Origin of the sequence: Ensifer sp. Root127 (assembly GCF_001425225.1) — a bacterium.
GTDB lineage: Bacteria > Pseudomonadota > Alphaproteobacteria > Rhizobiales > Rhizobiaceae > Ensifer > Ensifer canadensis.
The window spans coordinates 164,771-191,426 of the sequence record NZ_LMDX01000004.1 but is presented as its reverse complement, the minus strand read 5'-3'; the positions used below and the strand labels follow the sequence as shown (position 1 = coordinate 191,426).

Annotated in this window: 26 protein-coding genes; 8 read left to right on the top strand and 18 right to left on the bottom strand. The window is 62.8% G+C overall.

What is annotated here, in order from left to right; translation table 11 throughout:
• Window positions 1-329 precede the first annotated feature (329 nt).
• A complete protein-coding gene (locus ASD03_RS09250; protein ID WP_057212955.1) occupies window positions 330-1,577 on the bottom strand; it encodes an alpha/beta hydrolase in 1,248 nt (415 codons plus the stop codon).
• 324 nt (window positions 1,578-1,901) lie between these two features.
• Entirely contained in the window at window positions 1,902-2,327 is a 426-nt protein-coding gene (locus tag ASD03_RS38750) for a hypothetical protein (protein WP_156407915.1), read from the bottom strand.
• A 57-nt stretch (window positions 2,328-2,384) separates the two neighbouring features.
• Here ASD03_RS38750 and ASD03_RS41075 point away from each other — a divergent pair, with 57 nt between their 5' ends.
• Window positions 2,385-2,507, top strand: coding sequence for a hypothetical protein (locus ASD03_RS41075; RefSeq protein WP_025429467.1), 123 nt, complete (start codon window positions 2,385-2,387; stop codon window positions 2,505-2,507).
• 23 nt (window positions 2,508-2,530) lie between these two features.
• On the opposite strand, the gene ASD03_RS09240 is transcribed toward ASD03_RS41075, so the two are convergent.
• From ASD03_RS09240 to tauA, 11 genes are all read right to left on the bottom strand, one after another.
• Window positions 2,531-3,256 carry an LrgB family protein gene (locus ASD03_RS09240; protein ID WP_057212953.1) on the bottom strand — a complete coding sequence of 242 codons (726 nt, stop codon included), beginning with the start codon at window positions 3,254-3,256 and terminating at the stop codon, window positions 2,531-2,533.
• Window positions 3,246-3,632, bottom strand: coding sequence for a CidA/LrgA family protein (locus ASD03_RS09235; RefSeq protein WP_057212950.1), 387 nt, complete (start codon window positions 3,630-3,632; stop codon window positions 3,246-3,248). The genes ASD03_RS09240 and ASD03_RS09235 overlap by 11 nt, the downstream gene beginning before the upstream one ends.
• Before the next feature lie 203 nt (window positions 3,633-3,835).
• Window positions 3,836-5,323, bottom strand: coding sequence for a nucleobase:cation symporter-2 family protein (locus ASD03_RS09230; RefSeq protein ID WP_057212948.1), 1,488 nt, complete (start codon window positions 5,321-5,323; stop codon window positions 3,836-3,838).
• 177 nt (window positions 5,324-5,500) lie between these two features.
• On the bottom strand, window positions 5,501-6,499 hold the full coding sequence (gene pta / locus ASD03_RS09225; protein ID WP_057212946.1) for a phosphate acetyltransferase: 999 nt from the start codon (window positions 6,497-6,499) through the stop codon (window positions 5,501-5,503).
• Entirely contained in the window at window positions 6,499-7,536 is a 1,038-nt protein-coding gene (locus ASD03_RS09220) for a YeiH family protein (protein ID WP_057212944.1), read from the bottom strand. The genes pta and ASD03_RS09220 overlap by 1 nt, the downstream gene beginning before the upstream one ends.
• 73 nt (window positions 7,537-7,609) lie before the next feature.
• Window positions 7,610-9,385 carry a sulfoacetaldehyde acetyltransferase gene (gene xsc, locus ASD03_RS09215; RefSeq protein WP_057212942.1) on the bottom strand — a complete coding sequence of 592 codons (1,776 nt, stop codon included), beginning with the start codon at window positions 9,383-9,385 and terminating at the stop codon, window positions 7,610-7,612.
• Between the two features lie 42 nt (window positions 9,386-9,427).
• The gene (locus tag ASD03_RS09210; RefSeq protein ID WP_025429461.1) at window positions 9,428-10,825 is read right to left on the bottom strand and encodes an FAD-binding oxidoreductase; all 1,398 of its coding nucleotides are present in this window, start codon (window positions 10,823-10,825) and stop codon (window positions 9,428-9,430) included.
• Window positions 10,826-10,850: 25 nt separating this feature from the next.
• On the bottom strand, window positions 10,851-11,237 hold the full coding sequence (locus ASD03_RS09205; protein ID WP_057212940.1) for a nuclear transport factor 2 family protein: 387 nt from the start codon (window positions 11,235-11,237) through the stop codon (window positions 10,851-10,853).
• Between the two features lie 157 nt (window positions 11,238-11,394).
• Entirely contained in the window at window positions 11,395-12,222 is an 828-nt protein-coding gene (locus ASD03_RS09200) for an ABC transporter permease subunit (RefSeq protein ID WP_025429459.1), read from the bottom strand.
• The gene (locus tag ASD03_RS09195; protein WP_057212938.1) at window positions 12,215-13,027 is read right to left on the bottom strand and encodes a taurine ABC transporter ATP-binding protein; all 813 of its coding nucleotides are present in this window, start codon (window positions 13,025-13,027) and stop codon (window positions 12,215-12,217) included. Before ASD03_RS09195 ends, ASD03_RS09200 begins: the two co-directional genes overlap by 8 nt.
• A gap of 80 nt (window positions 13,028-13,107) precedes the next feature.
• Window positions 13,108-14,127: a taurine ABC transporter substrate-binding protein gene (gene tauA, locus ASD03_RS09190; protein ID WP_057212936.1), complete on the bottom strand. Its 1,020-nt coding sequence runs from the start codon at window positions 14,125-14,127 to the stop codon at window positions 13,108-13,110.
• A 152-nt stretch (window positions 14,128-14,279) separates the two neighbouring features.
• On the opposite strand from tauA, the gene ASD03_RS09185 reads away from it, so the two are divergent.
• Window positions 14,280-15,752, top strand: a complete 1,473-nt coding sequence (locus ASD03_RS09185; RefSeq protein WP_057212984.1) for a PLP-dependent aminotransferase family protein — start codon at window positions 14,280-14,282, stop codon at window positions 15,750-15,752.
• 46 nt (window positions 15,753-15,798) lie between these two features.
• Here the strand turns inward: ASD03_RS09185 and ASD03_RS09180 are convergent, their stop codons facing one another.
• Both ASD03_RS09180 and ASD03_RS09175 read right to left on the bottom strand, forming a co-directional pair.
• Window positions 15,799-15,990, bottom strand: a complete 192-nt coding sequence (locus tag ASD03_RS09180; protein ID WP_057212934.1) for a hypothetical protein — start codon at window positions 15,988-15,990, stop codon at window positions 15,799-15,801.
• A gap of 104 nt (window positions 15,991-16,094) precedes the next feature.
• Window positions 16,095-16,772 (bottom strand): GntR family transcriptional regulator, encoded by a 678-nt coding sequence (locus ASD03_RS09175; RefSeq protein ID WP_057212981.1) that lies wholly within the window; start codon window positions 16,770-16,772, stop codon window positions 16,095-16,097.
• Window positions 16,773-16,952: 180 nt separating this feature from the next.
• Between ASD03_RS09175 and ASD03_RS09170 the strand changes: the two genes are divergently transcribed.
• The 5 genes from ASD03_RS09170 to ASD03_RS09150 are packed head-to-tail and all read left to right on the top strand — an operon-like array spanning window position 16,953 to window position 21,519.
• A complete protein-coding gene (locus ASD03_RS09170) occupies window positions 16,953-18,404 on the top strand; it encodes a M20 family metallopeptidase (protein WP_057212932.1) in 1,452 nt (483 codons plus the stop codon).
• Window positions 18,401-19,120 carry an ABC transporter permease subunit gene (locus tag ASD03_RS09165; RefSeq protein WP_057212930.1) on the top strand — a complete coding sequence of 240 codons (720 nt, stop codon included), beginning with the start codon at window positions 18,401-18,403 and terminating at the stop codon, window positions 19,118-19,120. Before ASD03_RS09170 ends, ASD03_RS09165 begins: the two co-directional genes overlap by 4 nt.
• Window positions 19,120-19,845, top strand: a complete 726-nt coding sequence (locus tag ASD03_RS09160; RefSeq protein WP_057212928.1) for an ABC transporter permease — start codon at window positions 19,120-19,122, stop codon at window positions 19,843-19,845. Before ASD03_RS09165 ends, ASD03_RS09160 begins: the two co-directional genes overlap by 1 nt.
• On the top strand, window positions 19,842-20,624 hold the full coding sequence (locus ASD03_RS09155) for an ATP-binding cassette domain-containing protein (protein ID WP_057212927.1): 783 nt from the start codon (window positions 19,842-19,844) through the stop codon (window positions 20,622-20,624). Before ASD03_RS09160 ends, ASD03_RS09155 begins: the two co-directional genes overlap by 4 nt.
• Before the next feature lie 37 nt (window positions 20,625-20,661).
• Window positions 20,662-21,519 carry a transporter substrate-binding domain-containing protein gene (locus tag ASD03_RS09150; protein WP_025429449.1) on the top strand — a complete coding sequence of 286 codons (858 nt, stop codon included), beginning with the start codon at window positions 20,662-20,664 and terminating at the stop codon, window positions 21,517-21,519.
• A gap of 93 nt (window positions 21,520-21,612) precedes the next feature.
• On the opposite strand, the gene ASD03_RS09145 is transcribed toward ASD03_RS09150, so the two are convergent.
• Complete coding sequence (locus tag ASD03_RS09145) at window positions 21,613-22,425, bottom strand: C1 family peptidase (protein WP_057212925.1); 813 nt, start codon at window positions 22,423-22,425, stop codon at window positions 21,613-21,615.
• Window positions 22,426-23,568: 1,143 nt separating this feature from the next.
• Between ASD03_RS09145 and ASD03_RS09135 the strand changes: the two genes are divergently transcribed.
• Entirely contained in the window at window positions 23,569-23,934 is a 366-nt protein-coding gene (locus ASD03_RS09135; protein WP_057212921.1) for a hypothetical protein, read from the top strand.
• Window positions 23,935-23,952: 18 nt separating this feature from the next.
• Here the strand turns inward: ASD03_RS09135 and ASD03_RS09130 are convergent, their stop codons facing one another.
• Both ASD03_RS09130 and ASD03_RS09125 read right to left on the bottom strand, forming a co-directional pair.
• On the bottom strand, window positions 23,953-25,656 hold the full coding sequence (locus ASD03_RS09130; protein WP_057212919.1) for an aconitase X: 1,704 nt from the start codon (window positions 25,654-25,656) through the stop codon (window positions 23,953-23,955).
• Entirely contained in the window at window positions 25,653-26,654 is a 1,002-nt protein-coding gene (locus ASD03_RS09125) for a 4-hydroxyproline epimerase (RefSeq protein WP_025429445.1), read from the bottom strand. Before ASD03_RS09125 ends, ASD03_RS09130 begins: the two co-directional genes overlap by 4 nt.
• Window positions 26,655-26,656: the final 2 nt, after the last annotated feature.

The window sequence follows — 26,656 nt, the reverse complement described above, 5'->3', positions numbered from 1 at the left end:
ACGGTATGAAGGGCATGGCCTTCGTCGATGCCTGCGTGCAGTCGTCAAAACGAAACGGCGCATGGGTAAAGGTGTAGTCGGAAAGCATGCCGGGGGGCTAGAGCGTTTCCGGTTTGGGCGGAGTCACAGAAACGCTCTATCTCCTTGTTTTTACGCATTTCCTGACGGAAAACTGCTTCGCACTTTTCCTGGAAATGCTCTAAGTACTTCCGGATGGCGGAAGGCAATCGGCCGCGCTCGACCTTTGCGCGCATACCCTTTCCGGGTTGATGCCGAAGCACCCCGCAGCAGGTTTGCCTCAAGCTGCGGGGCCGGTTCCAAGCCTACTTTTATCTGTTGCATCCCGGCGTGGTCGGTCGCGTCGGGTCGCATCCGCTCGCCGTCGCAGCACGGTTGGTTCTCGCAGCCGAACTGCCGAGGTGCTCGGCGTAATTGTCGCGGGTGTTCTGATCGACGACGGCGACTGGTGCGGCCAAAACCAGACCGGCCGCGTTGCCGACAGCCGCGGCCGTTCCGGTCGTTGCCACCAGGATCTGGTCGCCGAGACCGACCCGGCTGTCTGTCAGCGTCTGGCCGTCGGAGATGCGCGAACCGATGAGGCGAACGATTTCGGGCGATTCCGCGAACTTGCCGTGATTGAGGCTGTCGCCGGCCTTGATCTTCGTCAGGTCGATCACCGTGATCTTGTTGTCCGCGAGCTCCTTCTTGAACGGCGCCTGCTCCGGATCGATCGCCCCGAGCCGGGAAACGTCGCCCCAGACCCGGCGCGAGACTGCCAGAGCTCGATCGTCGCGGGATACGAACAGCGTGAAGTTCGGGTGCTTCTCGCCCATGTCGGCGATCTGCTGGCGGAAGACATCGACGTCGACATCGGGTGCCGCCAGCATGACGTTCTTGAACTTTGCGGGCAGTTCGCCATTGCGGATTGCCATCTGGCGCAACGCCTCAAGCGCCAGCCAGTTGCCCATCGAGTGTGCGAGGATCGAGACCTCCTTCACTTCCGGGTCGCGGTAGAGGTACTGGAACAGGTTTTCGAGCGCATTGCGCGTGTAGTTGGTGCTTTCGCGATCGTAGCCGTAGGCAAGCAGGCTGCCGCGAGACGGCCACGTGATCAGAATGGGGGCGCTGTGGACGCCGGAATCATGGACGATCTGGGCAAAACGATAGACAGAGTCTTCGAAGCGGTTGTTGAAGCCGTGAACGAAGACGAAAACGCTCTTGTCAGGACTTTTGCGCACACTCGCGCTCAGCCATGATTTGGCGCCGGCCATGTCCAGATCGTCCGCCTTCAGCGTCGCAAAATCCGTTGCCGGATTGGGCGGCAGCTTTTTCGGCCAGGCGACCTCGCCAGCCTTGCGCACGGTGTCTGACGGAATGGAAACGGTCATGTCGACGAAGGTGGGCGCCAGGGCGCGCTCGCCGCTATACATTTCTCCGGGATTTTCCGACCGGCTGCGCGTCGTCGTGATCAGCATGTTGACCCGGCTTGAATCCGGGGCTGTATCTGCGACCGGCGTCAGCACGCCCTTCGGATGCCCGCCGCATGCGGCCAGCACAAACACAAGCATGGCAACCATTGCGCAGCTGCGAATTCGCTCGAGAGGCGAATTGAACCTCACGCCGCCAGTATTCCTGCTCATCCATCCCCCTGTCAAAGCGCAGTGCAAGCAGTCCCCAGCCGGCTTCCTGTCTTATGCCGGGGATGCTAGTGCACGGAGCAGTTACAATGCAATAGCGCGCGCTGACTTTCGGGCGAACCTTGTCCGGTATCGACGACGGGCTTTCGATCTTTTGGCAGGGCCTGACCAGGGCATCGGGGCCGTTCGTCGCGCTCGTCAGGTGGATCTATGGTCGCATTCCGGCGATCCTGCTGATCACCTCAGTAAAGCCCCAATCACCGGCTACCCATCAATCGTCATTCTCAGGCTCATCTGGCTTCTCACTGCGGCGGTGACCGCAGGTCTGCCGATGCGCCCGTTTATCACGATCCCTCCATGGGCAATTCGGTCCCTGCTCAAGGGCAGGCGGCGCCAATGCGGAGTGAGGTTTTTATGCGCGGAATTCCCGACGAGATGCTTGCCGCCTTGAGCAAGGAGGAAATCGGCATGCTTTGGCGCGTTTTTGAGACTGTCTGTATCGAGTACGACATTCCGAGAGATGGCGAGCAGATCCAGCATCTCGCCCGATTTCTCATGCGCGAGTTTCGCCGTCCGCTGGACGAAGAAGCGCTGCTTGTCGCAGCCAAGACTTTCTACCGTCACCACGACGGTGGATTCGCAAAGTCGGCCTGAGGCCGCAAGCCTATAGGCGTCGTCTCGACGTTCCATCCGCTAACCCGGGTACCCGGGACGCAGTCGCTCAGAAGACAACCACGGGAGAAAACCATGAAGCCATCTGTTGGAAGCTTTGGATATCAGTTCAGGCTGCTCGATTTCACGATCCGATCATCCCTGGCGATCGTGCTCGGTGTCGTCGGCTGTGTCACCTTCTACGGTGCCTTCTGGTAACGGACTGTCCCCGAGGGCGGCGCTCAGAGCAGCAGCCCGAGGACAATGGCGGCGATGGCTGAGGTCAATATGCCGTTGAGCGCCATCGCAAGGCCCGAGAACGTCCCGGCAATTTCGTTGACCTGGAAAGCCCGTGCCGTGCCGATGCCGTGCGACGTCAGGCCGGCCGCAAACCCGCGCGCGGCATAATTCCGGATCCGCAGAAGGTTCATCAGCGGCGTGACGATGATTGCCCCGAACACGCCGGTGAAGATGACGAGAAGCGCTGTCAGGGCCGGGTCGCCGCCGAGTTGCTGCGAGATGCCGACGGCGATGCCGGCCGTTGCCGACTTCGGCGCCAGAGATATCGCCACACTGTCAGGTGCGCCGAGCAGGATGGCGACACCCGTGGCGCAAACGATCGCCGTCAGGCTGCCCGCGACAAGCGCAACGACGACGGGCACGAGGTTCTGCCGGATCAGTGTCCGGTTCCGGTAAAGGGGAACAGCAAGCGCCACCGTCGCAGGTCCCAGTGCAAAATGCACGAACTGCGCCCCGTCGAAATAGGTTGAATAGGATGTCCCGGTGGCAGCCAGTATCGAGATCACCAGGACGACGGCGATCAGCACAGGATTGACGATGGGGTTGAAACCGCTGAGCGCCGCAAGCCGCTGAGCGGCGATATAGGCGCCGATCGTCACGGTCAGCCACGTGAGCGGGCTGGTCGAGAGATAGACCCAAAGCTCGAACACGCGACCGCTAGTGTCCATCGCCAGCCCCTCCTGCGCCCGACATCCTGCTCGCGAACAGGAAAGCTCCCACCGTCACCATCAAAGTCACAAGGGTCGACACCACGACGGCGACGACGATCGTGCCGGCATATTCGTAGATCAGCCGGTAGTTCTGCATCACCCCAACGCCAAGGGGCACGAACAGCACACCGAGGTTCTTGAGCAGAGCGTCGGCCACGCCGCTGACCCGGGTGTGGGCGGTGCCATCTTCCAACCCGGCTCTCCTGTCGGCAAACCAGAGATAGACAAGCAGGAGCACGATACCGAGTGCGGGTGCTGGCATGCTCAGGTCGAGCGTCCTGACAACGATCTCGCCGACCAGTTGACAGAGCAGTATGACAAACAGTCCTTCCATCGCCGTCTCCCGCATGATCAGTGGTGATGTCCCCACGGCGTATTCCGCAACACAGCCGCATCCATGGATGCTTCGTAGCCGAAATCCTTCGGCCACGCCTACTGCATATTTTGCGCGATGGCTCAAAGCGCGTTGCTGCTCTAAGCCCTTGTTCTTTCGCATGTCGGGGGCGCAAAACCGCGGCCACTTTTGCGCGACATGCGTTAGTGGTGGGGCACCGCCATCGGGACCTCGTTGCCATCGCGGTCATAGAGCTTCCCATCGCGATAGTGATCACCGTCGCGCAGAGCGGAAATATCCTGATACCGGATGATGCGTTCCGTGCCGGCCACGAAGACGGACTGCTGATCGGAGTTGCCGGTTTTGAAATGATTGAACAGCAGGTTCAGCGAGATCGCCATGATCGCGGAAGAACTGATGCCCGAGTGGAAGATGGTTTCGAACCAGGCCGGGAAGTGGTCGTAGAAATGCGGCGCGGCGATCGGGATCATGCCGAAGCCGATCGAGGTGGCGACGATGACCAGGTTCATGTTGTTGTGATAATCGACCTTGGAGAGCGAGCGGATGCCGCTCGCCGCCACCGTGCCGAACAGCACGATACCGGCGCCACCGAGCACGGCTGGCGGAACAGCTGCGATCACCCGCCCCATGACAGGAAGAATGCCGAGCGTCACCAGAATGAGGCCGCCGGTTGCGACGGCATAGCGGCTCTTGATGCCGGTCACGGCCACAAGACCGACGTTCTGGGCAAAGGCGCTCTGCGTGAACGAGCCGAAGATCGGGGCGAACAGGCTCGAGATCATGTCGGCGCGCAGGCCATCGCCCAGTCGCTTGGAATCGACCTTGGTGCCGATGATTTCGCCGACGGCCAGGATGTCTGCCGACGTCTCGACCAGGATGACCAGGAGAACGATGAACATCGAGACGATCGCCGCGGCCGTGAAGACCGGCGCCCCGAAATGGAAGGGCGAGGGGAAGGCCAGGATCGGACCTTCGGCGACCTTGGTAAAATCGGTCATCCCGAAAGCCAAGGCGATCAGCGTGCCGATGACCATGGCAAGCAGGATCGACAGGCGCGATATACTGGAGCTGCCAACCTTGCTGAGGAGCAGGACGGTGAGCAAAGTCACCGCCGCCAGGCCGATGTTGCTGACGCTGCCGAAGTCGGGCGCGTTGGGATTACCACCCATGGCCCAGCGGGCCGCGACCGGCATCAGTGTCAGGCCGATCGTGGTAATGACGATGCCGGTAACCAGCGGCGGGAAGAACCGCGTGATGCGCGAGAAGATCGGCGTGATCGCCAGGCCGACGAGTGACGCCACCATCACGGCGCCCATCACCGCCGGCAATCCGCCACCTTCGCGGCTGGTGACGATCGCCACCATGGTAGCGACGCCGGCAAACGAAACGCCCTGAACCAGCGGCAGCTGACAGCCGAAGAACGGAATGCCGATCGTCTGCAGGATAGTCGCCAGGCCGCCGGCAAACAGCGACGCGGTGATCAGCAGGCCGATGTCGGCTGGAGACAAGCCGGCCGCCTGGCCGATGATCAGCGGGACGGCGACGATGCCGCCATACATGGTGAGCACGTGCTGAAGGCCATAGACGAGGTTTGCGCCTGCGCCCAGGCGCTTGTCTTCCGGCCGCTCAATCGTTTGTTCGATGTGATCCTTTCGATGCGAAACATCCATGCGTCTCCTCCCAGATGCGTGTTCTGTTCAATCTGCGCATCTCCTCAAACGCGCAGCCCGAACTATAGGCCGAGATCTTGGGCACCATTGCATGCGGGTGATTTGAAGTTGTTTTCGGTTTGGCAGCGGTAATCCGTGCGTCCGGAAACGGACATCGCGATAGGTCAAGCGCCGCCGCTATCGCGACGCTGCCTGGACCACCGTGACGGCGATCATGTGGAAGACGTCATCGGCCGTGCAGCCACGCGAAAGGTCGTTGGCGGGCTTGGCCAGCCCCTGAAGCACCGGGCCGATGGCGGTCGCGCCGCCGATGCGCTGGGCGATCTTGTAGCCGATATTGGCGGCATCGAGATTGGGGAAGACGAAGACATTTGCCTGACCGTGCAGCGCCGAATTGGGTGCCTTGGACGACGATACGGCCTCGACGAAGGCGCTGTCGAACTGCAGTTCGCCGTCGATCAGCAGGTCGGGATTGGCGGCGCGGGCAATGTGCGTCGCCTCGACCACCTTGGAGACGCGGTCGTGCGCGGCGCTACCATTGGTGGAGAAGGAGAGCATCGCGACCTTGGGACGTTCGCCAAGCAGCGCCTGATAGGACCGAGCCGACATGCGGGCGATATCGGCGAGACCGGCAGCATCCGGGTCGACCACGAGGCCGCAGTCGGAAAAGACGAAGGCGCCCTTCTTGGCGTGATGCGGCTGGCACAACATCATCAGGAAAAAACTGGAGACCAGGCCGGCGTCAGGCGCACGGCCGATGATTTGCAGGGCGGTGCGCACCGTATCGGCCGTTGTTGCCACCGCTCCTCCGATGGTGCCGTCCGCCTCGTCTTCGCGAACCATCATGGCTGCGAAGACCAGGTCCTCTCGCACTGCCTTCTCGGCCATCTCTCGGTCGACGCCCTTGCTCCGGCGCAGGTCGTGATATCGCAACGCGAACTGCTGTGTCAGTGGCGACGTCGCCGGGTCTTCGATCCGGAAGGCATGCGCATCGCCGCCGTGATCGCGCAGGCGCTCGGCGATGATCTCGTGCCGACCAATGAGCGTGACTTCGGCGAGACCTTCTGCGCGGGCGCGCATGGCCGCAGCGACCACCCGCGTGTCTTCGCCCTCGGCAAGCACGATGTGGCGCGGTGCCTGCTTAGCGGTTTCGATGATGCGATCGAGTGGTTTCATTAGAGATGCCCCAGATAATGCATGCCGCCGAGGATGAAGACGCCGAGGAAGATCGTTTCGGCGACGATGAGCGCGACCGCGTCGCCGCCGACGTCGAGCACGCGCCGGAGCGACGTCTTCATGCCGACGGCGACGATGCCCGCCAAAAGCGCCCAGCGCGATGCCTCCATGCCGAGTTCGGCGACGGCGGCCGGCACCATCCCGCCGGAGTTCATGGCGGCAAGGATCAGGAAAGCGACGACGAAGCCGGGGAGCAATGGTGGACGTTTGCCGGCCTCCACCCCTTCCTGCGGCACGTTTCGAAGGGCGATGGAGAAGATGAGGACAACGGGTGCCAGCATCGTCACGCGGATGAGCTTGACGAGTGTTGCGGTCTCGCCGGCCTCCGGCGAGACCGAGAAGCCGGCGCCGACCACTTGGGCGACATCATGGATCGTGCCGCCGAAGAAGATGCCGGTGCCGCGCGCATCGAGCCCCAGCGACTGGGCGAGGATGGGGTAACCGATCATCGCCAGGGTGCTGAGGACGGTCACCGACAGCACGGTGAAGATCAGATTGCGCTCGGAAAATTCGTTCTTCGGCAGCACGGCGGCGATCGCCATAGCGGCGGAAGCACCGCAGATCGCGACCGCACCGCTGGTCAGAAGCGCGAGCCTCCAGCCCCTTCCAAGGATCTTGGCGGCTGCAAGGCCGAAGAGGATCGTTGCTGCAATCGCTGCCACCAGCAGGAGAATGGTGCCGCTCCCGAGGCCGATCAAGAGGTCGACGCTGATGCGCATGCCGAGCAGGGCAACGCCGATCCGGAGGATCTTTTTTGCTGAAAGCTCGATGCCGGCGACGCACCTGCCTTCCTCGGAGAGAAAGTGGAATGCGATGCCGAGCAGAAGCGCCATCAGCATGGCGGGCGCGCCATAATGATCCGACAGGAACTGAGCGGCCATGGCGACGGCGGCCGTCACCAGCAGACCAGGGCCGTATGTCGACAGGGCCGAGGGCAGCCATTGGAGCCGCCGCGTCGTTTCGGATACCGCATTCATGTTAAATTTCCCGTCTGAAAGCGCCAAGTCGGAAGCCCATGCCCGGCGACATCAGCCGGGCATGGGGTGGATGTCAGACGTGCTGCTGCGGCCGCATGTCCGAGCGCTGGATGCCAGCCACCTGCACCGGCTTCTTCATCGCGTCGCGGCGGAAGGGCTCACCCAGCTCCTGGTTGAGGATGACTTCGACGAAGGTGGTCACGCCCTGTGACTGGTCGTCGAGCGCCTGCTGCAGGGCGGCCGTCAGGCCCGCCTGCGTGTCGACCGTCACACCCTTGAGACCGCAGCCGTCGGCCACTTTCGCGTAGCTGAGGTTGGGATTGAGTTCGGTTCCGACAAAGTTGTTGTCGTACCAGAGCGTCGTGTTGCGCTTCTCGGCTCCCCACTGGAAGTTACGGAAGATCACCATGGTGATCGGCGGCCAGCCGGCGCGACCGATGGAGGTCATCTCGTTCATCGAGATGCCGAATGCGCCATCGCCGGCAAAGCCGATCACCGGCACATCAGGGCAACCGATCTTGGCGCCGACGATCGACGGGAAGCCGTAGCCACAGGGTCCGAACATGCCGGGCGCCAGGTATTTCCGGCCTTGTTCGAAGCTCGGATAGGCGTTGCCGATGGCGCAGTTGTTGCCGATGTCGGTGGAGATGATGGCGTCCTTGGGCAAGGCCGCCTGGATCGCACGCCATGCCTGGCGTGGCGACATGCGGTCGGATTCCCGCCGACGGGCCGAGGCATTCCATTCGGTGCCCGGATCGTCGTCCTCGTGGTCCATCGACGACAGCTGCTGCAGCCAGGCCGAGCGGGTGGTGTGGATCAGTGCCTTGCGTTCCTCGCGGCCGATATCGCCGGCCGACGGCGACAGTTGATCGAGGATTTGGCTTGCCACCTGCTTGGCATCGCCGCAGATGCCGACCGTCACCTTCTTCGTCAGGCCGATGCGATCGGAGTTGATGTCGACCTGGATGATCGCGGCATTCTTCGGCCAATAGTCGATGCCGTAGCCCGGAAGCGTCGAGAACGGATTGAGGCGGGTGCCGAGCGCCAGTACGACGTCGGCCTTGGCGATCAGTTCCATGGCCGCCTTGGAGCCGTTGTAGCCGAGCGGGCCCGCCGCTAGCCGATGGCCGCCGGGAAAGGCGTCGTTATGCTGGTATCCGCAGCAGACCGGGGCGTCGAGACGCTCAGCCAGCGCGATGGATTCGCCGATCGCGCCGCCGATGACCACGCCGGCGCCGTTGAGGATCACCGGGAATTTCGCTTCGGACAGCAATCTTGCTGCCTCTGAAATTGCCTGCTTGCCGCCGGAGGGGCGCTCCAGCCGAACGATGCTCGGCAGCTCGACGTCGATCACCTGTGTCCAGTAATCGCGCGGGATGTTGATCTGCGCCGGGGCGCAGCCGCGCCAGGCTTTCTCGATGACCCGGTTGAGGACTTCGGGAACGCGGCTCGCGTCGCGCACCTCTTCCTGGTAGCAGACCATTTCCTCAAACAGCGCCATCTGGTCGACTTCCTGGAAGCCGCCCTGGCCGATCGTCTTGTTTGCCGCCTGCGGCGTGACGAGAAGCATCGGCGTATGGTTCCAGTAGGCCGTCTTGACTGCGGTCACGAAGCCGGTGACGCCGGGGCCGTTCTGGGCGATTGCCATCGACATGTTGCCGGTGACCCGGGTGTATCCGTCGGCGATCAATGCCGCGTTGGTTTCATGGGCGCAGTCCCAGAAGGTGATGCCAGCTTTCGGGAAGAGGTCGGACACCGGCATCATCGCCGAGCCGATGATCCCGAAGGCGTGTTCGATGCCGTGCATCTGGAGGACTTTTACGAAAGCCTCTTCGGTCGTCATTTTCATTGTCTGTTTCCTTTCATGTTGGGTTGGGGGCCGACCGAGCGGCTAGAGGATTTCGTCCTTGAGGTAGTACCAGCGGTACATCCCCCACTGGCCGATGCGCCGGAACGGCGTCAGCAGCCCATGGCTGGGGAGAGGGGAGGTGAAGATCGGCAGGTCGAGGGCACCGCCCTTGCCGGCGACCATCTGCGCCATGCGCCGTCCGGCCTGGGCCGAGTACATGACGCCGTTGCCGCCGTAGCCCATGGCGTAGAACAGCGCCTGTTGCGGATCCGGGCGGAAGATGCGCGGCATCATGTCGTGACTGACATCGACCCAGCCCCACCAGGAGTAGTCGACCTTGATGCCTGTCAGCACCGGGAACTTGCGGTAGAGGCCCTCGAGCAGACGGTCGAGATGTTTTGGGTTGACCGCGTCTTTGCCGGTGATCGCGCTGCGGCTGCCGATCTGCACGCGCCCGTCGGGCAACAGCCGGTAGTAGTGGCGAAGCGTGCGCGTGTCGGTAAGCGGAATATGCGTCTGGAAATTCAACGCCGACCGCTCTTCGTCGGTGAGTACGCGCGTGACGATCGAGTTGGAGAGGATCGGCATCAGCCGGTGCTTCGTCAGCGAATGCAGGCCGGGCGAGGTATAGCCGGCCGTCGCGAAACACACAGCCCTCGCCCGCACGATCCCGCCGGGGGTGCGAAGGTGGAAGACTCCGCCTTTCCGGTCGCAGCTGAGAACCGGGCTCGAGGTATGAACGCGGGCACCGAGCTTGCGCGCCAGGGTGAGATAGCCGAAGGCGAGCTTGGCCGCATGGATGCCCATGCCGTCGGGCTCGTAAAGCGCGCCCACCGCCTCGTTGTCGCGGACGAAGTCGCGATGGATTTCGTCGCGGCCGAGGATGCGGGTGCGGTAGCCGAAGACGTCGTTGAGGACGCGGGATTCGGCTTCCAGCGACGGCATCACCTTGTTGCGGTGGGCGATATAGAGATGCCCGCCATCCTGCGGGTCGCAGGCGATTTCCGGCGAGCGGATGAGGTCGCGGAAAAGATCGAAGGCTTCGCTGATCTCGACGTGAAGCTTCCTGGCGACATCCACGCCCCAGCGCTCGATCCATTGCGAGCGCTTGAGTCGGCCCGCCGAAATCTGCGCCTGACCGCCGTTGCGGGTGCTGCAGCCCCAGGCGACGCCGTTTGCCTCGAGCACCGTCGCCTTGATGCCATGCTCCTTGGCAAGATGGATGGCGCAGGAGAGGCCGGTGTATCCCGAGCCGACGATTGCGACGTCGACGTCGATATCCCCAAGCACGGGACCATCATCGGCGGGCGGCGGTCCGGCGGTTGCGATCCAGTAGGTCGGCGCATAATCCTTGCCGTCGCCGGGATTGGCGGCGCGATTGGGATCGTATGCCGGATCGAAGGGCTTGCTCGGCCGCAATGTTTTGACAAGCTGTTCCATGACGGTTTCCTGGCCTGGCTGGAGCTCAGTAGCGGAAGGGGGCCGCAATCAGCGGCCGGTTCTTGCGAAAGGCCTGCTTGCGGACGATCTTGCCGTCACGGAGCGTGAAGAGGTCGCAGCCTTCGGCCTCGATGCGGCTGCCGTCGGCGTTCGTGCCGGAGAACGTCCATTCCGATACGGCCCGGTCTCCATGGACGAAATGGCTGTGGTGGGCCCAATGAGCGTCCGGCATCGTCTGCCACACGCTGCTGAAGGCGGTCGCGATCTGCTCAGTGCCCTCGACCCGGGTGCCGTGCGCTTCGCTGCCGGCCACCGTGTTGAAGACGCAGTCTTCGGCGAAGAAGGACATGACGCCGTCGATGTCGTGCCGGTTGAAGGCGTCGAAGAGGTCGGAGAGGTCGGTCGCGGTCATGGCTTGTGTTTCCTAAGCGTTGCAGGCGATGTTTTCGGGCATGGCTTCGCCGTGGCCGGGTGAACCGGCCGGATCGGCTTTGTTTGTGCGGTATGGGTCCTGTTAGGACGGGGCGGCCATTAGCTCGGTGGCCGCGCCCCTGTTGAACGGGGCATCGTCACACCTTGCCCTTCCAGGGAATGAGCGCCTTCTCGAGACGCCGGATCAGGAGATCGAACGCAAAGGCAAAGACGCCGATGACGATGATGCCCATGATCACGGTGTCGCTGGCCAGGAACTCGGCGGCGTTGAGCACCATGAAACCGAGGCCCCGGTGGGCTGCGACCATTTCGGCCGCAACCAGCGTCGTCCATCCGACGCCGATGCCGATGCGCATCCCGGTGAAGATCTCCGGCAGCGCCGCCTTGAGAATGACGTGGCTGATGACCTGGCGGCGGCTAGCGCCCATGGCATAGGCCGCATGGATCTGCTCGATCGAGACGGACCGCACACCGGCCCGGGCGGCGATCGCCATCGGCGCGAAGATCGCGAGGAAGATCAGGAACACCTTCGGAAATTCGCCGATGCCGAGCCAGATGATGATCAGTGGCAGGTAGGCGAGCGGCGGCAAGGGGCGGTAGAACTCGATGATCGGATCAAACAGCCCGCGCATCACCCGGTTCACGCCCATGAGGATGCCGATCGGAACCGCGGTGACAAGGGCGAGCGCGAAGGCCCCGAGCACGCGACCGAGACTTGCCAGCGTATGCTGGGCGAGGGTCGAATTGGAGACGCCCTCTGTCAGCGCGATCACGAACTTGTCCCAGACCGCAAGCGGCGATGGCAAAAACAGCGGCCGTACCCATTGCATCTCGGTGACCAGCAGCCAGAGCGCCACCAGGGTCAGCGCTGTCAGCAGGCTGATATGTCCGCTCATGCCCTCGCCGGGGGCGCCGTAGATCCGGCCCGGCTTGACCGGCTTGGCTTTCGTCACGCGCTCAAGCATGGAGGAGCTCCGGGTTTCCGGATTGGCGTTCGTCGCCGTAGATGATGCTGAGGATCTGTTCACGCATGTCGATGAAGTCGCGACTGGATTTGATTGCACGGGCATTGCCTTCTTCCAGAAACCGTTTGTTGAAATCGAGCTCGTAGGTGTGGGTGATCCGTCCTGGTCGCGGCGACATGACGATCAGGCGCGACCCCAGGAACAACGCCTCCTCGACGCTGTGGGTGATGAAAAAGAACATCTTGTTGGTCAGCTGCCAGACTTTGAGCAGCAATTCCTGGATGGTCTCGCGGGTCAGCGCATCGAGCGCCGCCATCGGCTCGTCCATCAAGAGCATCGACGGGTCGCAGCTCAGCGCCCTGGCGATGCCCACACGCTGCTGCATGCCGCCGGACAGGTGGTAGATCATGTGCCGGTGAAAATCCTGCAGGCCGACAAGAGCGAGGTTCTTGGAGGCGACCTCGTGGCGTTTCGCCTTGTCGACACCGCGCAGTTTCAGCCCGAATTCGGTGTTGTCGATGACATTGAGCCAGGGCAGCAACGCATGCTTCTGGAACACGACCCCACGGTCGGCACCGGGACCGGAGACGCGGCGGCTTCCAAGTGTGATTTCACCACCGCTCGGGGCCATGAAGCCCGCCATCAGATTGAGCAGCGTGGTCTTGCCGCAGCCCGAGGCACCGAGCGCGACGACGAAATCGCCGCTCTTGATTTCGAGGTTGACGCCCTTGAGCGCAATGACCGCCTCGTCCGAATAGAGACCAGGATAGGTCAGGCTCACATTGCTGACATTGAGAGTTTCCATTGTGCAGGCCTTTCGAGAAATGGCTGTTGAGTGGCGTTGGCGGCGCTCCTGACCAACAGGCGGTCAGGAGCGGGCGTCGGCTACTTCGAAGCCTCTTTCGCGTAGGCGCTGTTGACGTAGGGGGCGTAGTCGTCGAGCGCCTTGTCGATTTGCTTCTGGTCGGCAAGGAATTTCGCGCTTTCCGACAGCGCGCGCACAGCACCGCCGCCGAGCCAGGTTTCGGACGCCTGCTCCTGCGCTGTCGGGAACGAGAGCAAGTTCAGCGCTTCGACGGTGCCGGCGCCATCGCCGCCGATGAGCTTGACGATGTTCTGGACCGGTGCGGAGTCTGCCGTCCAGCTTGCGCCGTTTGCCTTGTAGTCGGCGTAGGCTTCGGCCAGCACCTTGGTGAAGGCGGCCATGAACTTCGGATTTTCAGCTGCCCATTTCTTGTCGACCACCAGACCGTCGAAGGTCGGGACGCTGGCTGCGCCGATCGCTTCGGAGTCGGAAATGACCTTGCCGGTCTTCAGCAGTTCCGACAGGGCCGGAGGCCAGACATAGGCGGCATCGATATCGCCGCGCTGCCAGGCGGCCACGATCTGCGGTGGCTTCATGTTGAGGATGTTGACTTCGCGCGGATCGACCTTCCACACCTGCTCAAGGCCGACAAGGAGATGGAAGTGGGACGTCGAGACGAAGGGGACGCCGACGGAGCGGCCGACCAGATCTTCCGGCTTCTCGATGCCCGAACCTTCGCGGGCGACAAGCGCTTCCGACTTGCCGATATTGTCGAGGATCCAGAACAGCTCGAGATCGACGCCGCGCGTTGCCGCGGCCGTGGTGCCGGTGGAGCCGATGACGCCGATCGGCACGTTGCCCGATGCAAGCGCCGTCGAGATATCGCCGCCGGAGCTGAACTGCCGCCAGTCGACGAGATAGCCAGCCTCTTTCGCGGCGGCGTCGAAACGGCCGTCGGCGATGGCGGCAATGAACGGGCCGACGATCTGCTGGTAGCCGATGATCACATTGGTCTCGGCGCGGGCAAGACTGGAGGTCAGGAGGCCGGCCGCAATCGTGGCCGCCCCCGCCATGGTTTTCAAGGCGTTGGAATAGAACATTTGTTTCCCTCTGGTTCCGACCCCGTTTTCGGAGTCTGTCGACTGTTATGCCGATCTCATTTTCGACCATAGGGGATAAAGCAGCTTTCCGGTTTGCTTTATAGCCAGATTGAAAGTTAGATAAGTCCAGATTGACCGATAGGGGATCGGACGTGGCACGCATTTCTGTTCCGGAAACAATCTTCTTCATCGATCGGGCGAGCCGTACGAGCCTGCAGGCGCAGATCCGCGAGACGGTCGTCTCCGCCGTGCTGTCAGGGCGGCTGCCGCCCGGTGCCCAGCTGCCGTCGACGCGCAAGCTTGCGAGCTATCTCAACATTTCGCGCCTCACCGTCACGCTTGCCTATCAGGAGTTGGCGACCCAGGGCTATCTCGATGCGGCCGACCGCAGCAGCTACCGCGTTGCCGACAAGCCGCCGTTCAACGTGCTTGATGCGGACGTGGCGAAGCCGGGGGCGGATGCTGTGGATTGGTCGTCCAAGCTGCGCTCGACCTTTCGCGTTGCCAAGCAGATGCGCAAGCCGCTCGACTGGCGGCGGTATCCCTATCCTTTCCTCTATGGCCAGATGGACCCGTCGCTGTTCGATCTCACCGCCTGGCGCGACTGCGCCCGGCGCGCGCTGGCGCGCGAAGATTTCGAACTCATGGCAGGCGATTTCGCCGCGTCTGACGATGTGCAACTGGTCAACTACATCTGTTCGCGCACGCTGCCGGGGCGCGGCATCCGGGCCAATCCCGACGAGATCCTGGTGACGGTGGGAGCGCAGAATGCGCTCTGGATCGTCATTCAGCTGTTGCTGCGGCGCGGGTCCCATGCTGTGTGCGAAAACCCCTGCCACCCGGATATGAGCGCCTCGCTGCAACTGAGCGGCGCAAAGGTGACGGTGCTTGACGTCGATGAAGGCGGGCTACCGCCGGCGGCCCTGCCGCATGAGATCGATGCCGTGTTTGTGACGCCGAGCCATCATTCGCCGACGGGTGCGACCATGCCGATGGATCGCCGTGTAGCACTGCTCGAAGCCGCCTCAAGCAGGGACTTCGTCATCATCGAGGACGATTACGAGTTCGAGATGAGCTTTCTCGCGCCACCGTCGCCGGCGCTGAAGGCCTTCGACAGAAACGGGCGGGTCTTTTACATCGGCAGCTTTTCGAAGTCGCTTTTCCCCGGCCTGCGGCTTGGCTATCTCGTGGCACCGGCGCCCGTCATCCGGGAGGCGCGGGCGCTCCGTGCCCTGATGCTGCGCCATCCGCCCGGCCACCTCCAGCGCACCGCTGCCTATTTTCTGGCGCTCGGTCACTATGACGCCGTGCTTCACAGGATGCGGGAAGAGTACCACCTGCGCCATCGGGTAATGGCAGACGCGCTCAACGCCAACGGGCTTAAGATCGCCGGTTCGGCAGCGTTCGGCGGAACCTCCTTCTGGATCGAAGGCCCTGACGGTCTCGATGCGGACAGGCTGATGGCCGATCTGCGGGAAGACGGGGTTCTGATCGAATCCGGATCGCCGTTCTTTCCGAACGACGAGGAAAGCTGCCGCTTTTTCCGCATGGGATACTCGTCGATCGGCAGAGACCGCATAGCCGAAGGCGTGAAGCTGACGGCAAACAGAATGGCGCAGTCTTGAAACCGGTCCTCACTTCTCGCCGTTGCGGCGACCCGGCGAACGGTTGCTATCCGTTCGACAGCAGGGCCAGGATTTCTGTGCGATTGAGTTTTTTCCCGGTGGCGACGTCGAAAATCCGGAGCGCGATCTTGTTGGCGGGCGGGTCCGATTGCGTGCAGTTGTTCTGCGTGCACCACTCCGCCAGCGCCTCACGCATCTCTACGACATCGGTTACAGGCGAATTGCGTGTGTCTGTCATGGCTGAACCTCAATTTCGGCCCAAGCTTAGGTTCTGTGCGGTAGCGCCACAACTCTGAGAAATCAGGGGGATTCGGCGGTTTTGCCCCCAGAAAGCGCTGGGCGTCATGCTTGGCGCGCAACGCTTTCAGCTGGGGCAACATCCCCCGTCTGGCGGATATGCGCCTCGATCAGGCGTTTGAGGCCGGCGACATCGCGGGCTTCGAGCGCATCGACCATCATATGATGCTCGCGTGCGGACCGCTCGACGCGGGCTCTTGTGCGCCACTGCGAGACCGGTGCCGAAGAGGTGCGTTGGCGGATTTCGGAAACGAGGTCCACAAGCTCGTGATTGCCTGACAGAAGCAGCAGTTCGCGGTGGAAGGCGAGGTTGGCCTCGTAATGCTCCAGCACCGTGCCGACCATGGTCATCTGGTCGAAATGGCTGGCGAGTTGGCGCAGCCTGGCGATGCTTTCGGGCGTGGCCCGTTCCACCATCAGATCGGCCACCGCTGTTTCGAGGATGACGCGGATATCGCTGACTTCCTGCGCACGCCGGCCGTCCGGCTGATAAACGTGATAGCCGCGATTGGGCACGTGCTCGACCAGCCGCTTCTGCGACAGGCGGTCGAGAGCCCGGCGAACCTCCGGCCGGGTGCAATCGTATCGCTTTTCGAGATCGATTTGCTTGAGCCAGGTGCCGGCTGGCAGCACGCCGGTCAGAATGTCCTCGAGAACGAGATCGGTGACGTCCCGCTCCTTGGCCGCAGTCTCGGTCACATCTTGCATTTCGGTCATGGACATTCCTGTTTGCTCAATTGTGAGCGGGCCGCGCGGGCTCGCCTTGTTCGCATAAGCGATCGTCTGTTTTTGCGTCTGCGATCGATACCGAAAATATCCATCGCCGCCCATTGCGCAATTTATTTTTGTATCCTAAATTGGCGCCAATATTGGTAACTATCGCATATGGGGCACTGAATGCCAATGAAGAATACCGAACTCGTATGGTCGATCGTCGAGGAAAAGAGCCCGGAATTCTTCGCGCTTAGCGACCGCGTATGGGACAGTCCCGAAACCAACTACGAGGAGTTTCAGTCCGCGAGCGAGCATGCCCGTCTGCTGGAGGCGGAAGGGTTCCGCGTTGAGCGCAATGTCGCCGGCCTGCCGACGGCGCTGATCGGCGAAGCGGGCGAAGGTGGTCCGGTGATCGCCATTCTCGGCGAGTTCGATGCGCTCCCTGGCTTGAGCCAGGTCGCCGGCCTTGCCGAAGAGCGACCAGTCGTGCCGGGCGGCAACGGCCACGGCTGTGGCCACAATCTGCTCGGCTCCGGCTCCATGCTCGCCGCTGCCGCCGTCAAGGATTACCTCAAGGCCAACGGCCTCAAAGGGCGCGTGCGCTATTACGGCTGCCCCGCCGAAGAGGGCGGTTCATCGAAGGGCTTCATGGTGCGGGCCGGCGCTTTCGACGATGTCGATATCGCCATCTCCTGGCATCCGGCCGCCTTTTCCGGCGTCAACAACCCGATCTCGCTTGCCTGCAACGAGATCAACTTCCACTTCTCCGGTCGCGCTTCCCACGCTTCGGCGACGCCGCATCTCGGCCGCAGCGCGCTCGATGCCGTCGAGCTGATGAATGTCGGCGTCAACTACATGCGCGAGCACATGCCGTCGAGCGCCCGCGTCCACTACGCCATCACCGATGCCGGTGGCGACGCGCCCAATGTCGTGCAGGCCCGTGCAACGGTGCGCTATCTCATCCGCGCCCGCACCTTGCCGGATCTGCTCGGCCTGATCGAGCGCGTCAAGAAGATCGCGCAAGGGGCAGCGCTGATGACCGAGACGACCGTGCGCCACGAGGTGATCAGCGGCGATGCCAATCTTGTCGGCAATGCCCCGCTGGAAGCACGGCTCCACACCTGCCTCGAACATTTGGGTCCCGCCGCCTTCGATGCTGCCGACCTCGAAACGGCACGAAAGTTTCAGGCGACCTATTCTCCCGACGATATCGCCGCGTCCTATGCACGCTTTGGCCTGGCGCCGCGCAAGGGCCAGCCGCTCTGCGACATGATCTACCCGCTCTATGGCGGCGACGGCAGCATCGTCGGCTCAACCGATGTCGGAACCGTAAGCTGGGTCGTCCCGACGGTTCAGATGCGCGGTGCGACCTATGCGATCGGCACGCCCGGCCATTCCTGGCAGTTGGTCGCGCAAGGAAAATTGCCGGCCGCGCACAAGGGCATGGCGCATGCGGCGAAAGCCATGGCGAGCCTTGCCATCGATCTGATGGCGGACCCAGAACTGGTGGCGGCCGCCAAGGCGGACCATCGCAGCCGTCTCGACGACACGCCTTTCGTCAATCCGATCCCCGATGACGTCAACCCGCCTCTTCCCTCGCGCGCGACTGGGTCCGCGGAACTGGGAGTTCAAACCTTGTGACCCAGCCCGGTATCCTCGAACTCATCAGTTTCGGCCCCGGTGGCTGGGGGAACATCCTCCTTGCCGGTGCCATGATGACGATCCTGATCGCGCTGTCGGGCTATGCGACCGGTGCCGTCATCGGCGTACTCGGAGCCTGGGCCAAGGTGAGGGGCGGACCAGGGACGCGCCTCGCTGCCGACGTCTACACGACGGTGCTGCGCGGCATTCCCGATCTCTTGGTGATCTATCTGCTTTATTTCGGCGGCTCCGCTGCAATCTCCGCCGTCGGACATCTCTTCGGCGCTGAAGGCTTCATCGGCTTTCCCGGCTTCCTTGCCGGCATGCTTGCAGTCGGGATCACCTCGGGCGCGCAGCATACGGAGGTCTTTCGTGGTGCCTTCAGGGCGGTTCACCCCGGAGAGATAGAGGCGGCGATCGCCTGCGGCATGCCGCGGTGGCTCCGGTTCCGCCGCATCGTCGCGCCGCTGACCCTCAGGCATGCGCTGCCGGGCCTCGGCAACGTCTGGCAGGTGGTGCTCAAGGAGAGTGCGCTGGTCTCGATCACCGGCGTCGCCGAACTCTTGCGCCAGGCGCAGATCGCCGCCGGCTCCACCGGGCTGCCCTTTGATTTCTACCTGATTGCCGGCGGCATCTATCTCACGATCTCGACGGTATCGAGCACCGTCCTGCATCGGGCCGAGCGTCATTTCAGCCGCGGCGTGAGGAGAAGCTGATGGACTGGACCTTCCTTCAGGAAACCTTTGTCAGCCTCGTTTCGGCTGTTCCCCTGACGCTGTTGCTGGCGGCAAACTCGATTGCCTTCGGCGCGATCCTGGCAGTCGGCATCGCCGTCGCCCGATTTTCGGCTATCGCCCCCCTGCGCTGGCTGGCACAGGCCTATGTCTTCGTCTTTCGCGGCACGCCGCTGCTCGTGCAGATCTTCATCATCTACTACGGTCTCAGCCAGTTTCCGGCCATCCGACACAGCCTGCTTTGGCCCGTGCTTAGGGAGCCATACTGGTGTGCGGTCCTGGCGCTGGCGCTCAACACCGCTGCCTATGCCAGCGAGATTGTCCGCGGCGGCCTGCTTTCCGTGCCCTTTGGACAGGTGGAAGCGGCAAGGGCATGCGGCATGTCGCGCTTCATGATCTTCCGGCGCATCACGCTGCCGCTCGGCGTCAGGCAGGCGCTGCCCGGCTACGGCAACGAGATGATTTCGATGGTCAAGGCGACCTCACTCGCATCGATTATCACCCTGATGGAAGTGACCGGCGTTGCGGCGCGCATCATCTCGGAGAGCTACCGCGCGATCGAAGTGTTCGTCGTCGCCGGCGCCATCTATCTCACCATCAACTTCCTGCTCACCCGCCTGGTGCAGCTCGTCGAGTTCCGGCTGAGCCCGCATCTCAGGCAGCCGGTTGCGGTGCTGCCCGCCATCATCGAAGGAGAAGCGCATTGAGTTCGCCCGCGTCGTCCATTGCGCCCGTCGCCATCAGCGTTCGGGACATCCACAAGAGCTTCGGTCCGATCGAGGTCTTGAAAGGCATCTCGCTCGACGCGCGCGAAGGCGAGGTCGTCTCCATCCTCGGCTCGTCCGGTTCGGGAAAGTCGACGCTGCTTCGCTGCATCAATATGCTCGAAACGCCGGATCGTGGCGAGGTCACGGTCGCGGGCGAAACGATCGAGATGCTTGCTGCCGGCAACGGCAAGAGCCGTCCGAGGGATCGTGCCCAGGTGGATCGCATCCGCTCGCGCCTCGGCATGGTGTTCCAGAGCTTCAACCTCTGGTCCCACAAGACGGTGCTGGAGAACGTCATCGAGGCGGCGATCCATGTGCAGAAGCGCCCTCGCGCCGAGTGCCTCGAAGAGGCTGAAGCCCTTCTCGCCAAGGTCGGGATCGCGGCCAAGCGCAATCATTATCCGGCGCACCTGTCCGGCGGCCAGCAGCAGCGCGCGGCAATCGCCCGCGCGCTGGCGATGCGTCCGGCCGTGATGCTGTTCGACGAGCCGACATCGGCGCTCGACCCGGAACTCGTCGGCGAGGTGCTGCGCGTCATGCGTGCGCTCGCCGAAGAGGGACGCACGATGCTGGTCGTGACTCATGAAATGGGGTTCGCCCGCGATGTCTCCAGCCGGGTCATTTTTCTTCACCAGGGTCAGATCGAGGAAGACGGTCGACCGGACGAGGTATTTGGCAACGCCAAATCCGAACGCTTCCGTCGGTTCATCAAGGCGTGAACCGGCGGCTCTAACCACTCAAAAAAGGGGAACTACAATGAACCACACCAAATCGACAATGAAGGCCCTGTGCATCGCGACGATGATGTTCGCCGCCAATGGCGCGCATGCGGAAAACAAGACCTGGACACATGTGACGATCGCCACCGAAGGCGGCTTCAAGCCTTACAATTTCACCAAGCCCGACGGCACGCTTGACGGCTACGAGATCGAGCTCAGCAAATACCTCTGCACCCATATGAAGGTCGAGTGCGAGATCAGCGTCCAGAACTTTGACGGCATGATCCCGGCGCTGAACGCCGGCAAGTTCGATGCGATCATTTCCGGGATGTCGGCAACAGCCAAGCGCGAGCAGGTTATCGATTTCAGCGACTCCTACGGTTCGACCGGCCAGGCCTTCGCCACGCTGAAATCCGGTCCGCTCGCATCACTGCCTGAAAAGGGCGTGGTGTTTTCGCTCGCTTCGAACGAGGCAGGTGCTACCGCCGAGATCGAGAAGTTGAAGCCGCTGCTCGAAGGCAAGACGATTGGCGTCCAGATCGCCTCAACGGGTGCCGCCTTCGTCGACAAATATCTGAAGGGCGTCGTCGAGGTGCGCGAATACAAGACGACCGAAGAGCACGATCTCGATCTCGCGGCTGGCCGCGTCGACCTGGTGATGGCCTCGATGGCTTACCTGACGACGGCTTCCGAAAAGCCGGGCAATGAGGACATGACCACCACCGGCCCCCGGTTCCAGGGCGGCTTTCTCGGTCGCGGCAGTTCCGTCGGCCTGCGCAAGACGGATCCGGAGCTGAAGACACTGTTCAACGAGGCGATCGCTGCCGCCAAGGCGGACGGCACGATCAAGACGCTTTCGGAAAAGTGGTTCGGCTTCGACGTCACGCCGCGATAAAACACACGACGATTTCGCCTTTCACCGGACGCCGCCGCACATGATCGCGGCGGCGTCCGGATAGCGTGCGTGAGGGAAGCTTCGCCCCTCTGGCTAGCTCGTCACATACATGGCCTGGCCCTGTGCCAGGTACTGAAACAGCTCGTAGCTCATCCAGATGTAACCGCCGCTGCCGTTCCATTGGCAGCCCCAATCCGGTCCGAAGCTGTTCTGGATGAGGATCGCCTGTTGCGCATCGTCGTAGCCGATGATCAGCATGCAGTGGCCGACAAGCTTGCCGTTGGCGCCCCGCACCTTGTCGAGCGGCCCCGTCAATGGCCCAGGGCCGCTATAGCTCATGAAGCCGGAATTGAGAGCCGTGCCGTAGCACAGCGCACCACCACCAGCGATGATGGCCTTGATCGCGTCGAGGTCCGATGTTTCGACGATGGCCCAACCGGGGATCTGGAAGCTGATATCGACGGTGGCGTCGGGGTCATAGCTGGACCAAAGCTCGGGGCAGTTGGGGTAGTAGGGGGCCGTCGCCCAGTTGGGCGTGCCGCCCTGCTGCAGGATGTTGAGGTAGGATGCCAGATTCGAGCCGCTGCACGTCTTCTGTCCATCGTTGATCATGACCTCGATATAGATGTTGGCGGGGCTTGCCTGTTGCGACGCGCCCGACGGCGACTGGCCGGATGCGGCGGCCGCCGTGTAGGTCGCAAGACCATAGGTAGACGCCCAGGCTGCGCAGCTGCCGGGACTGCCGACATGCTGAGCCGTGCCCTGCGCCTGCGGTGGTGGCAGATATTGGGCGTTAACGGTTGCTGAAGCCGGTGGCGCACCTGTCGTCTTGGGCCGAATGGTGCGCCCGACCTCGACGATGGTTGGATCATAACCGAAATCCAGGAATGCCTGGTGGAGAGACATGAGACCTCCTTTTGGCCGGACCCTTCTGCCGGGCCAGGCACGTGTGTTGACGAAGGGATTTCTGTCGGCCGTCTGGCCATGCTTTGCACGATGATGTCTTGACTGCGATGCTCGGCACTGCGGCGTGGTGAAGCGGCTCGAGAGCAAGGACCTCTCGGCCGAAACTTCCGGTAGACCGTCAAATCGGACTTCGAAACGAAAGCTGAGGCCGGCTCCGGACAAATTGCGGCTTCCGGTTCGGCATGATCGCCCGCGACCGTGTCGCCTGCACGCAATGGTAGAATATAGCCATGGCCACCGAGCGCAGTACCCTCAGTTTGAAGGGGTGCCGGCGGGCATTTGGTCGTATGGTGTAAACATCGTGTTGGCCGTTCGATATTGGACCGAATCCCAAGGGAGAGGAGCCTCCTTGGTCGCAGATACTTTAACCGCGATAGTCGTCGCGCTGGACGATCCCGAAGAGAAGCCTTCGCGGTAAGCCGGGCTGTAAAGCTGCAGATATTCGCCGCGATCGTTGCTGGCTTCCAGGCAGTGCTTGGTACCCCCACCTCATTCGCGGAATATGCCCTTGTAGTAGGCTCCGTTCCTCGGAGGAGGGTGGTTCACGACACGGTGGGACGCTTGCCTCTTGCTGGTGTAGTCGCGGTTTTCGCCGGTACATCGGCATTGCGCGTTGAGCGTAATTTGGATGTATTTGCGGCTGCGACGGGGTCAGTGGCGCCAATGCCGATCGTAAATCCCACGGATGCAATGACTGACAGTCCGCCGATCAATCTGCGCATTGTTCCAACCTCATGTTGCCAAAGCCTCTCCGGTCCACACAGAGCCGCAGAAACGCTCGATCTCATTATTTCCAAGCATTTCCTGACGGAAAACCGCTTCGAACTTTTCCTGGAAATGCTCTCCGCCACGGTAAACGATCGCATGGGCCCGCGTCTGTCGTGTGACGCTTGCCGCGTACTCTATTGCCCGCTCTAGCACGTTGCAGGATTAGCACGACCCGCCAATCCGGATTCTCACTCGAAAGTGGTACGCTTTGCAACCCAGCATGTCACAGCGTTCGGCCGCATTCTATTTTGGGTCGGCTGAACTCGTGCTGATCAAGTGTTAAGGTCGTTGCCCCGAGGGAACGAGGCGAGTGCGATGCTGCGCGCAGATCAAGGCGATCAAGGGCCGTTCTGGACACGGCCTATTCCAGTCGGACAGGCGGAACTCTGCCCGTCCGTTCTCGATGAGATCGATTCCAAGGGTGGAAGAACCGGGTTCCGCGGTTACGTCCTGCAGATCTTCGATGCGCCGGGCGCGCGGCCTTCGGGCATTCTCGAAATCGCGCTCAATCGAAAGCAGCACCGCGCCTGCGGCGTCTACGAATGCGAGGCATCCGACACTGCCTCTTGGACGGAGCACGCCGTCCTGACGACCGATCCTGTCTGGTTTACCGCTTCGACGCCTCAGGAGGCTGCAAACGTGCTGTTCCAAACCCTTGTTGACCGTGCCCCTGATCTGTAGGCGTGTTCGCGGCCGCCGTTACCGAGTTGCCGGAGAGAGCCAAATCGGCAGCCGCGCCTGAACGTGTCCGGTCAGCGCAGCCGTCACGCAATCGGCAAGGTTTCCGAGGCGGACCGCACGGCCGGAGAGGCCGGGGCCGTAATGGGCATATTTGCCGGAATTGGTCATTAGCGCGCGGGTTCGCGTCGGGAATACCGGTTCCGAGATCGAGCACCAACAGAGGTCGGGCAGGACCTGCACACCGCTTGCTTCCAGGGCGGCAAGTGTTCCTTCCGCCCGCGCAGCGGCAATCACCTGATGGCCGGCGGTAACGATCACCGCTACATTCCTGTGCCGTTTGCGACCGGCAAGCACTGCCGCCAGAGTCCGACATTCGCCGAGCGAGGCGTGGGGGCTGCCGATGGCGACCAGATCCACGTCCTCCGGTCCCTCGTTCAACAGGGTCCAGGCGGCTGCCATCTCGGCGCGGGTGATTACAACAATGCCAGCGTCGCTTGTCGCCGCACCTTCCGCCTCCGGCGTGACACCTTCAATGTGCAGCATCGGCGCTGCCGATGTGGTACCGAAGGCGGCGCACAGCGCCTTCAAGTCGTCGGCCGAAGGTTTTGCTGCGGCAAGGCCACGCAGAAGCGGGATGCAATCCGGCGCAGCGCGCCCGGCCAGATAGCCGATGAGCGGCCAGAAAGCGTCGTCCACCCCTTCAGGCAGCTCCACGTCGATCACGCGGCGGGCCTTGCGGTGTTCGTCGAGATAGACGCCGGAGAGCGGCGCGCGGCCGGTCAGCGCGATGCAGAGGTCGAGGAAATCCGGATGCTTCGCCGTGCGGGCGCCGAGCACCGTATTGGCGTAGATGACGGCGTTGGATTCCGCCCAGGCGATTGCCTCTCCGGCCTCAGGCGCGCTGTCGAGCAGATAGGGGGAACAGGTGAAGGTCGGACGGCAGCCCATGCGAACATAGGCGTCGGCCAGCCGCGCGGCCGGATCGCCGAACGACGCCGGCACACCCTGCGCCTGCCAGTTGGCCCGGTCGACAGAGATGGCGTTCATTGTCGTCGGCAGCCGGACCCGCGCGCCCATATCAGCCATTTTTTCCGCGAAGGTCAGATTGGCGGGGCTGGCATAGATGCAGCCGTCGATATGACCCTGCGTCACGGCCAGGAGTCGCCTGGCACCTTGCTGAGCGGCCATGGCGCAGATGATGCGCATCGCGACCTCAACCGCTACGCCGTCTCGGCCATCCAGCATGGCGAGGTCCGCTTCATCAAGATCGAGCGCCGCGGTCGCAAGCGGTGCGATGGTGATCGTCAGGCCGTCGGCCTCGATCGCCGTATCGGTAATGTGTGCAGTCTTCGCCTCAGCGAGCGCTGCGAAGGCATCGGACGAAAGGCGCAGGACGGGCAGCGGCTTGCCGAACATCTCGGCTGCGATCAGCGCGCCGAGGGTCAGAACGTCCTCGGCTTCGGAAAAGATCAGGGCTGCCGGTGCACGGCCGGTCAACGCGAGATCGAGCAGAACGCCCGAGCCGGTGCAGGAGCCCCGGCTCGACGGTATCATCAGGATACTGCCAGTGAGACAGGTCCCGTGCAGCGGGTGGTGGACATCGATCACCGCTCCGGTCGCCGGATCGACACCACCCCAGAAGCTCAGTGCTTCCGGTGCGGCAACGATCGGCCCCTCGGCCGTGCCGCCAAGGATACTGCGAGCGGAGAACGGATTTTTCATTTTACGACGAAGCCGTGGGCGAAGGGATCGCGATCGTCGATGAAGATCGTGTTGATACCGGTCATACGCGCCCATCCGGCGATGGAGGGGATGATGGCATCGCGGTCGGCGACCTTGGTCGCTGCTTCGACCCGACCCTTGAACAGCGAGCCGATGATCGATTCATGTACGAATTCGTCGCCGACCTTCAGCTTGCCCTTGGCGGCAAGCTGCGCCATACGGGCCGAGGTACCGGTGCCGCAGGGAGAGCGGTCGATAGCCTTCTCGCCGTAGAACACGGCGTTGCGGGCATGAGCCTCGGCCTGCGTCGGCTTGCCCGTCCACTGGATGTGGCTGAGCCCCTTGATCTCCGGATGCTCGGGATGGACGAACTCGTACTTCGCGTTCAAGGCGGCGCGCAGTTTCGGGCTCCAGCCGATTAGTTCGCCGGCCGTGTGGTCGGCCATATCGCGAAAATTCTTCTGCGGCTCGACGATGGCGTAGAAGTTGCCGCCATAGGCGACGTCGACGACGATCTCTCCGAGGCCCTCGACTTCGGCCGTCAGTCCCTCGGCATAGAGGAAGCCGGGGACGTTGGTCAGGCGCACTTCCTCGACGAAGCGGCCCTCCTGGCGATAGCTGATGTCGACCTTGCCGGCCGGCGCGTCGATCGACAGCTTGCCGGGCTCGCGCGGTGTGATCAGGCCGTTTTCGATCGCCATGGTGATTGTGCCGATGGTGCCGTGGCCGCACATCGGCAGGCAGCCGGAGGTCTCGATGAACAGCACGGCGACATCGCAATCGGGCCGTGTAGGCGGATAGAGGATCGAGCCGGACATCATGTCATGACCGCGCGGCTCGAACATCAGGCCGGTGCGGATCCAGTCGAACTCTCTGAGGAAATGGGCGCGCTTTTCCAGCATGTTGGCGCCCTCAAGACGAGGACCGCCGCCGGAAACGAGGCGGACGGGATTGCCGCAGGTGTGCCCGTCGATACAGGAGAAGGTGTAGGTGGCCATGG

What these genes read in the sequence shown, in the direction of transcription:
- ASD03_RS09250 (WP_057212955.1), bottom strand. Translation starts at nt 1,577, where the DNA reads ATGGTTGCCATGCTTGTGTTTGTGCTGGCCGCATGCGGCGGGCATCCG.
- ASD03_RS38750 (WP_156407915.1), bottom strand. Translation starts at nt 2,327, where the DNA reads ATGGAACGTCGAGACGACGCCTATAGGCTTGCGGCCTCAGGCCGACTT.
- ASD03_RS41075 (WP_025429467.1), top strand. Translation starts at nt 2,385, where the DNA reads ATGAAGCCATCTGTTGGAAGCTTTGGATATCAGTTCAGGCTGCTCGAT.
- ASD03_RS09240 (WP_057212953.1), bottom strand. Translation starts at nt 3,256, where the DNA reads ATGGACACTAGCGGTCGCGTGTTCGAGCTTTGGGTCTATCTCTCGACC.
- ASD03_RS09235 (WP_057212950.1), bottom strand. Translation starts at nt 3,632, where the DNA reads ATGGAAGGACTGTTTGTCATACTGCTCTGTCAACTGGTCGGCGAGATC.
- ASD03_RS09230 (WP_057212948.1), bottom strand. Translation starts at nt 5,323, where the DNA reads ATGGATGTTTCGCATCGAAAGGATCACATCGAACAAACGATTGAGCGG.
- pta (WP_057212946.1), bottom strand. Translation starts at nt 6,499, where the DNA reads ATGAAACCACTCGATCGCATCATCGAAACCGCTAAGCAGGCACCGCGC.
- ASD03_RS09220 (WP_057212944.1), bottom strand. Translation starts at nt 7,536, where the DNA reads ATGAATGCGGTATCCGAAACGACGCGGCGGCTCCAATGGCTGCCCTCG.
- xsc (WP_057212942.1), bottom strand. Translation starts at nt 9,385, where the DNA reads ATGAAAATGACGACCGAAGAGGCTTTCGTAAAAGTCCTCCAGATGCAC.
- ASD03_RS09210 (WP_025429461.1), bottom strand. Translation starts at nt 10,825, where the DNA reads ATGGAACAGCTTGTCAAAACATTGCGGCCGAGCAAGCCCTTCGATCCG.
- ASD03_RS09205 (WP_057212940.1), bottom strand. Translation starts at nt 11,237, where the DNA reads ATGACCGCGACCGACCTCTCCGACCTCTTCGACGCCTTCAACCGGCAC.
- ASD03_RS09200 (WP_025429459.1), bottom strand. Translation starts at nt 12,222, where the DNA reads ATGCTTGAGCGCGTGACGAAAGCCAAGCCGGTCAAGCCGGGCCGGATC.
- ASD03_RS09195 (WP_057212938.1), bottom strand. Translation starts at nt 13,027, where the DNA reads ATGGAAACTCTCAATGTCAGCAATGTGAGCCTGACCTATCCTGGTCTC.
- tauA (WP_057212936.1), bottom strand. Translation starts at nt 14,127, where the DNA reads ATGTTCTATTCCAACGCCTTGAAAACCATGGCGGGGGCGGCCACGATT.
- ASD03_RS09180 (WP_057212934.1), bottom strand. Translation starts at nt 15,990, where the DNA reads ATGACAGACACACGCAATTCGCCTGTAACCGATGTCGTAGAGATGCGT.
- ASD03_RS09175 (WP_057212981.1), bottom strand. Translation starts at nt 16,772, where the DNA reads ATGTCCATGACCGAAATGCAAGATGTGACCGAGACTGCGGCCAAGGAG.
- ASD03_RS09170 (WP_057212932.1), top strand. Translation starts at nt 16,953, where the DNA reads ATGAAGAATACCGAACTCGTATGGTCGATCGTCGAGGAAAAGAGCCCG.
- ASD03_RS09160 (WP_057212928.1), top strand. Translation starts at nt 19,120, where the DNA reads ATGGACTGGACCTTCCTTCAGGAAACCTTTGTCAGCCTCGTTTCGGCT.
- ASD03_RS09150 (WP_025429449.1), top strand. Translation starts at nt 20,662, where the DNA reads ATGAACCACACCAAATCGACAATGAAGGCCCTGTGCATCGCGACGATG.
- ASD03_RS09145 (WP_057212925.1), bottom strand. Translation starts at nt 22,425, where the DNA reads ATGTCTCTCCACCAGGCATTCCTGGATTTCGGTTATGATCCAACCATC.
- ASD03_RS09135 (WP_057212921.1), top strand. Translation starts at nt 23,569, where the DNA reads ATGCTGCGCGCAGATCAAGGCGATCAAGGGCCGTTCTGGACACGGCCT.
- ASD03_RS09130 (WP_057212919.1), bottom strand. Translation starts at nt 25,656, where the DNA reads ATGAAAAATCCGTTCTCCGCTCGCAGTATCCTTGGCGGCACGGCCGAG.
- ASD03_RS09125 (WP_025429445.1), bottom strand. Translation starts at nt 26,654, where the DNA reads ATGGCCACCTACACCTTCTCCTGTATCGACGGGCACACCTGCGGCAAT.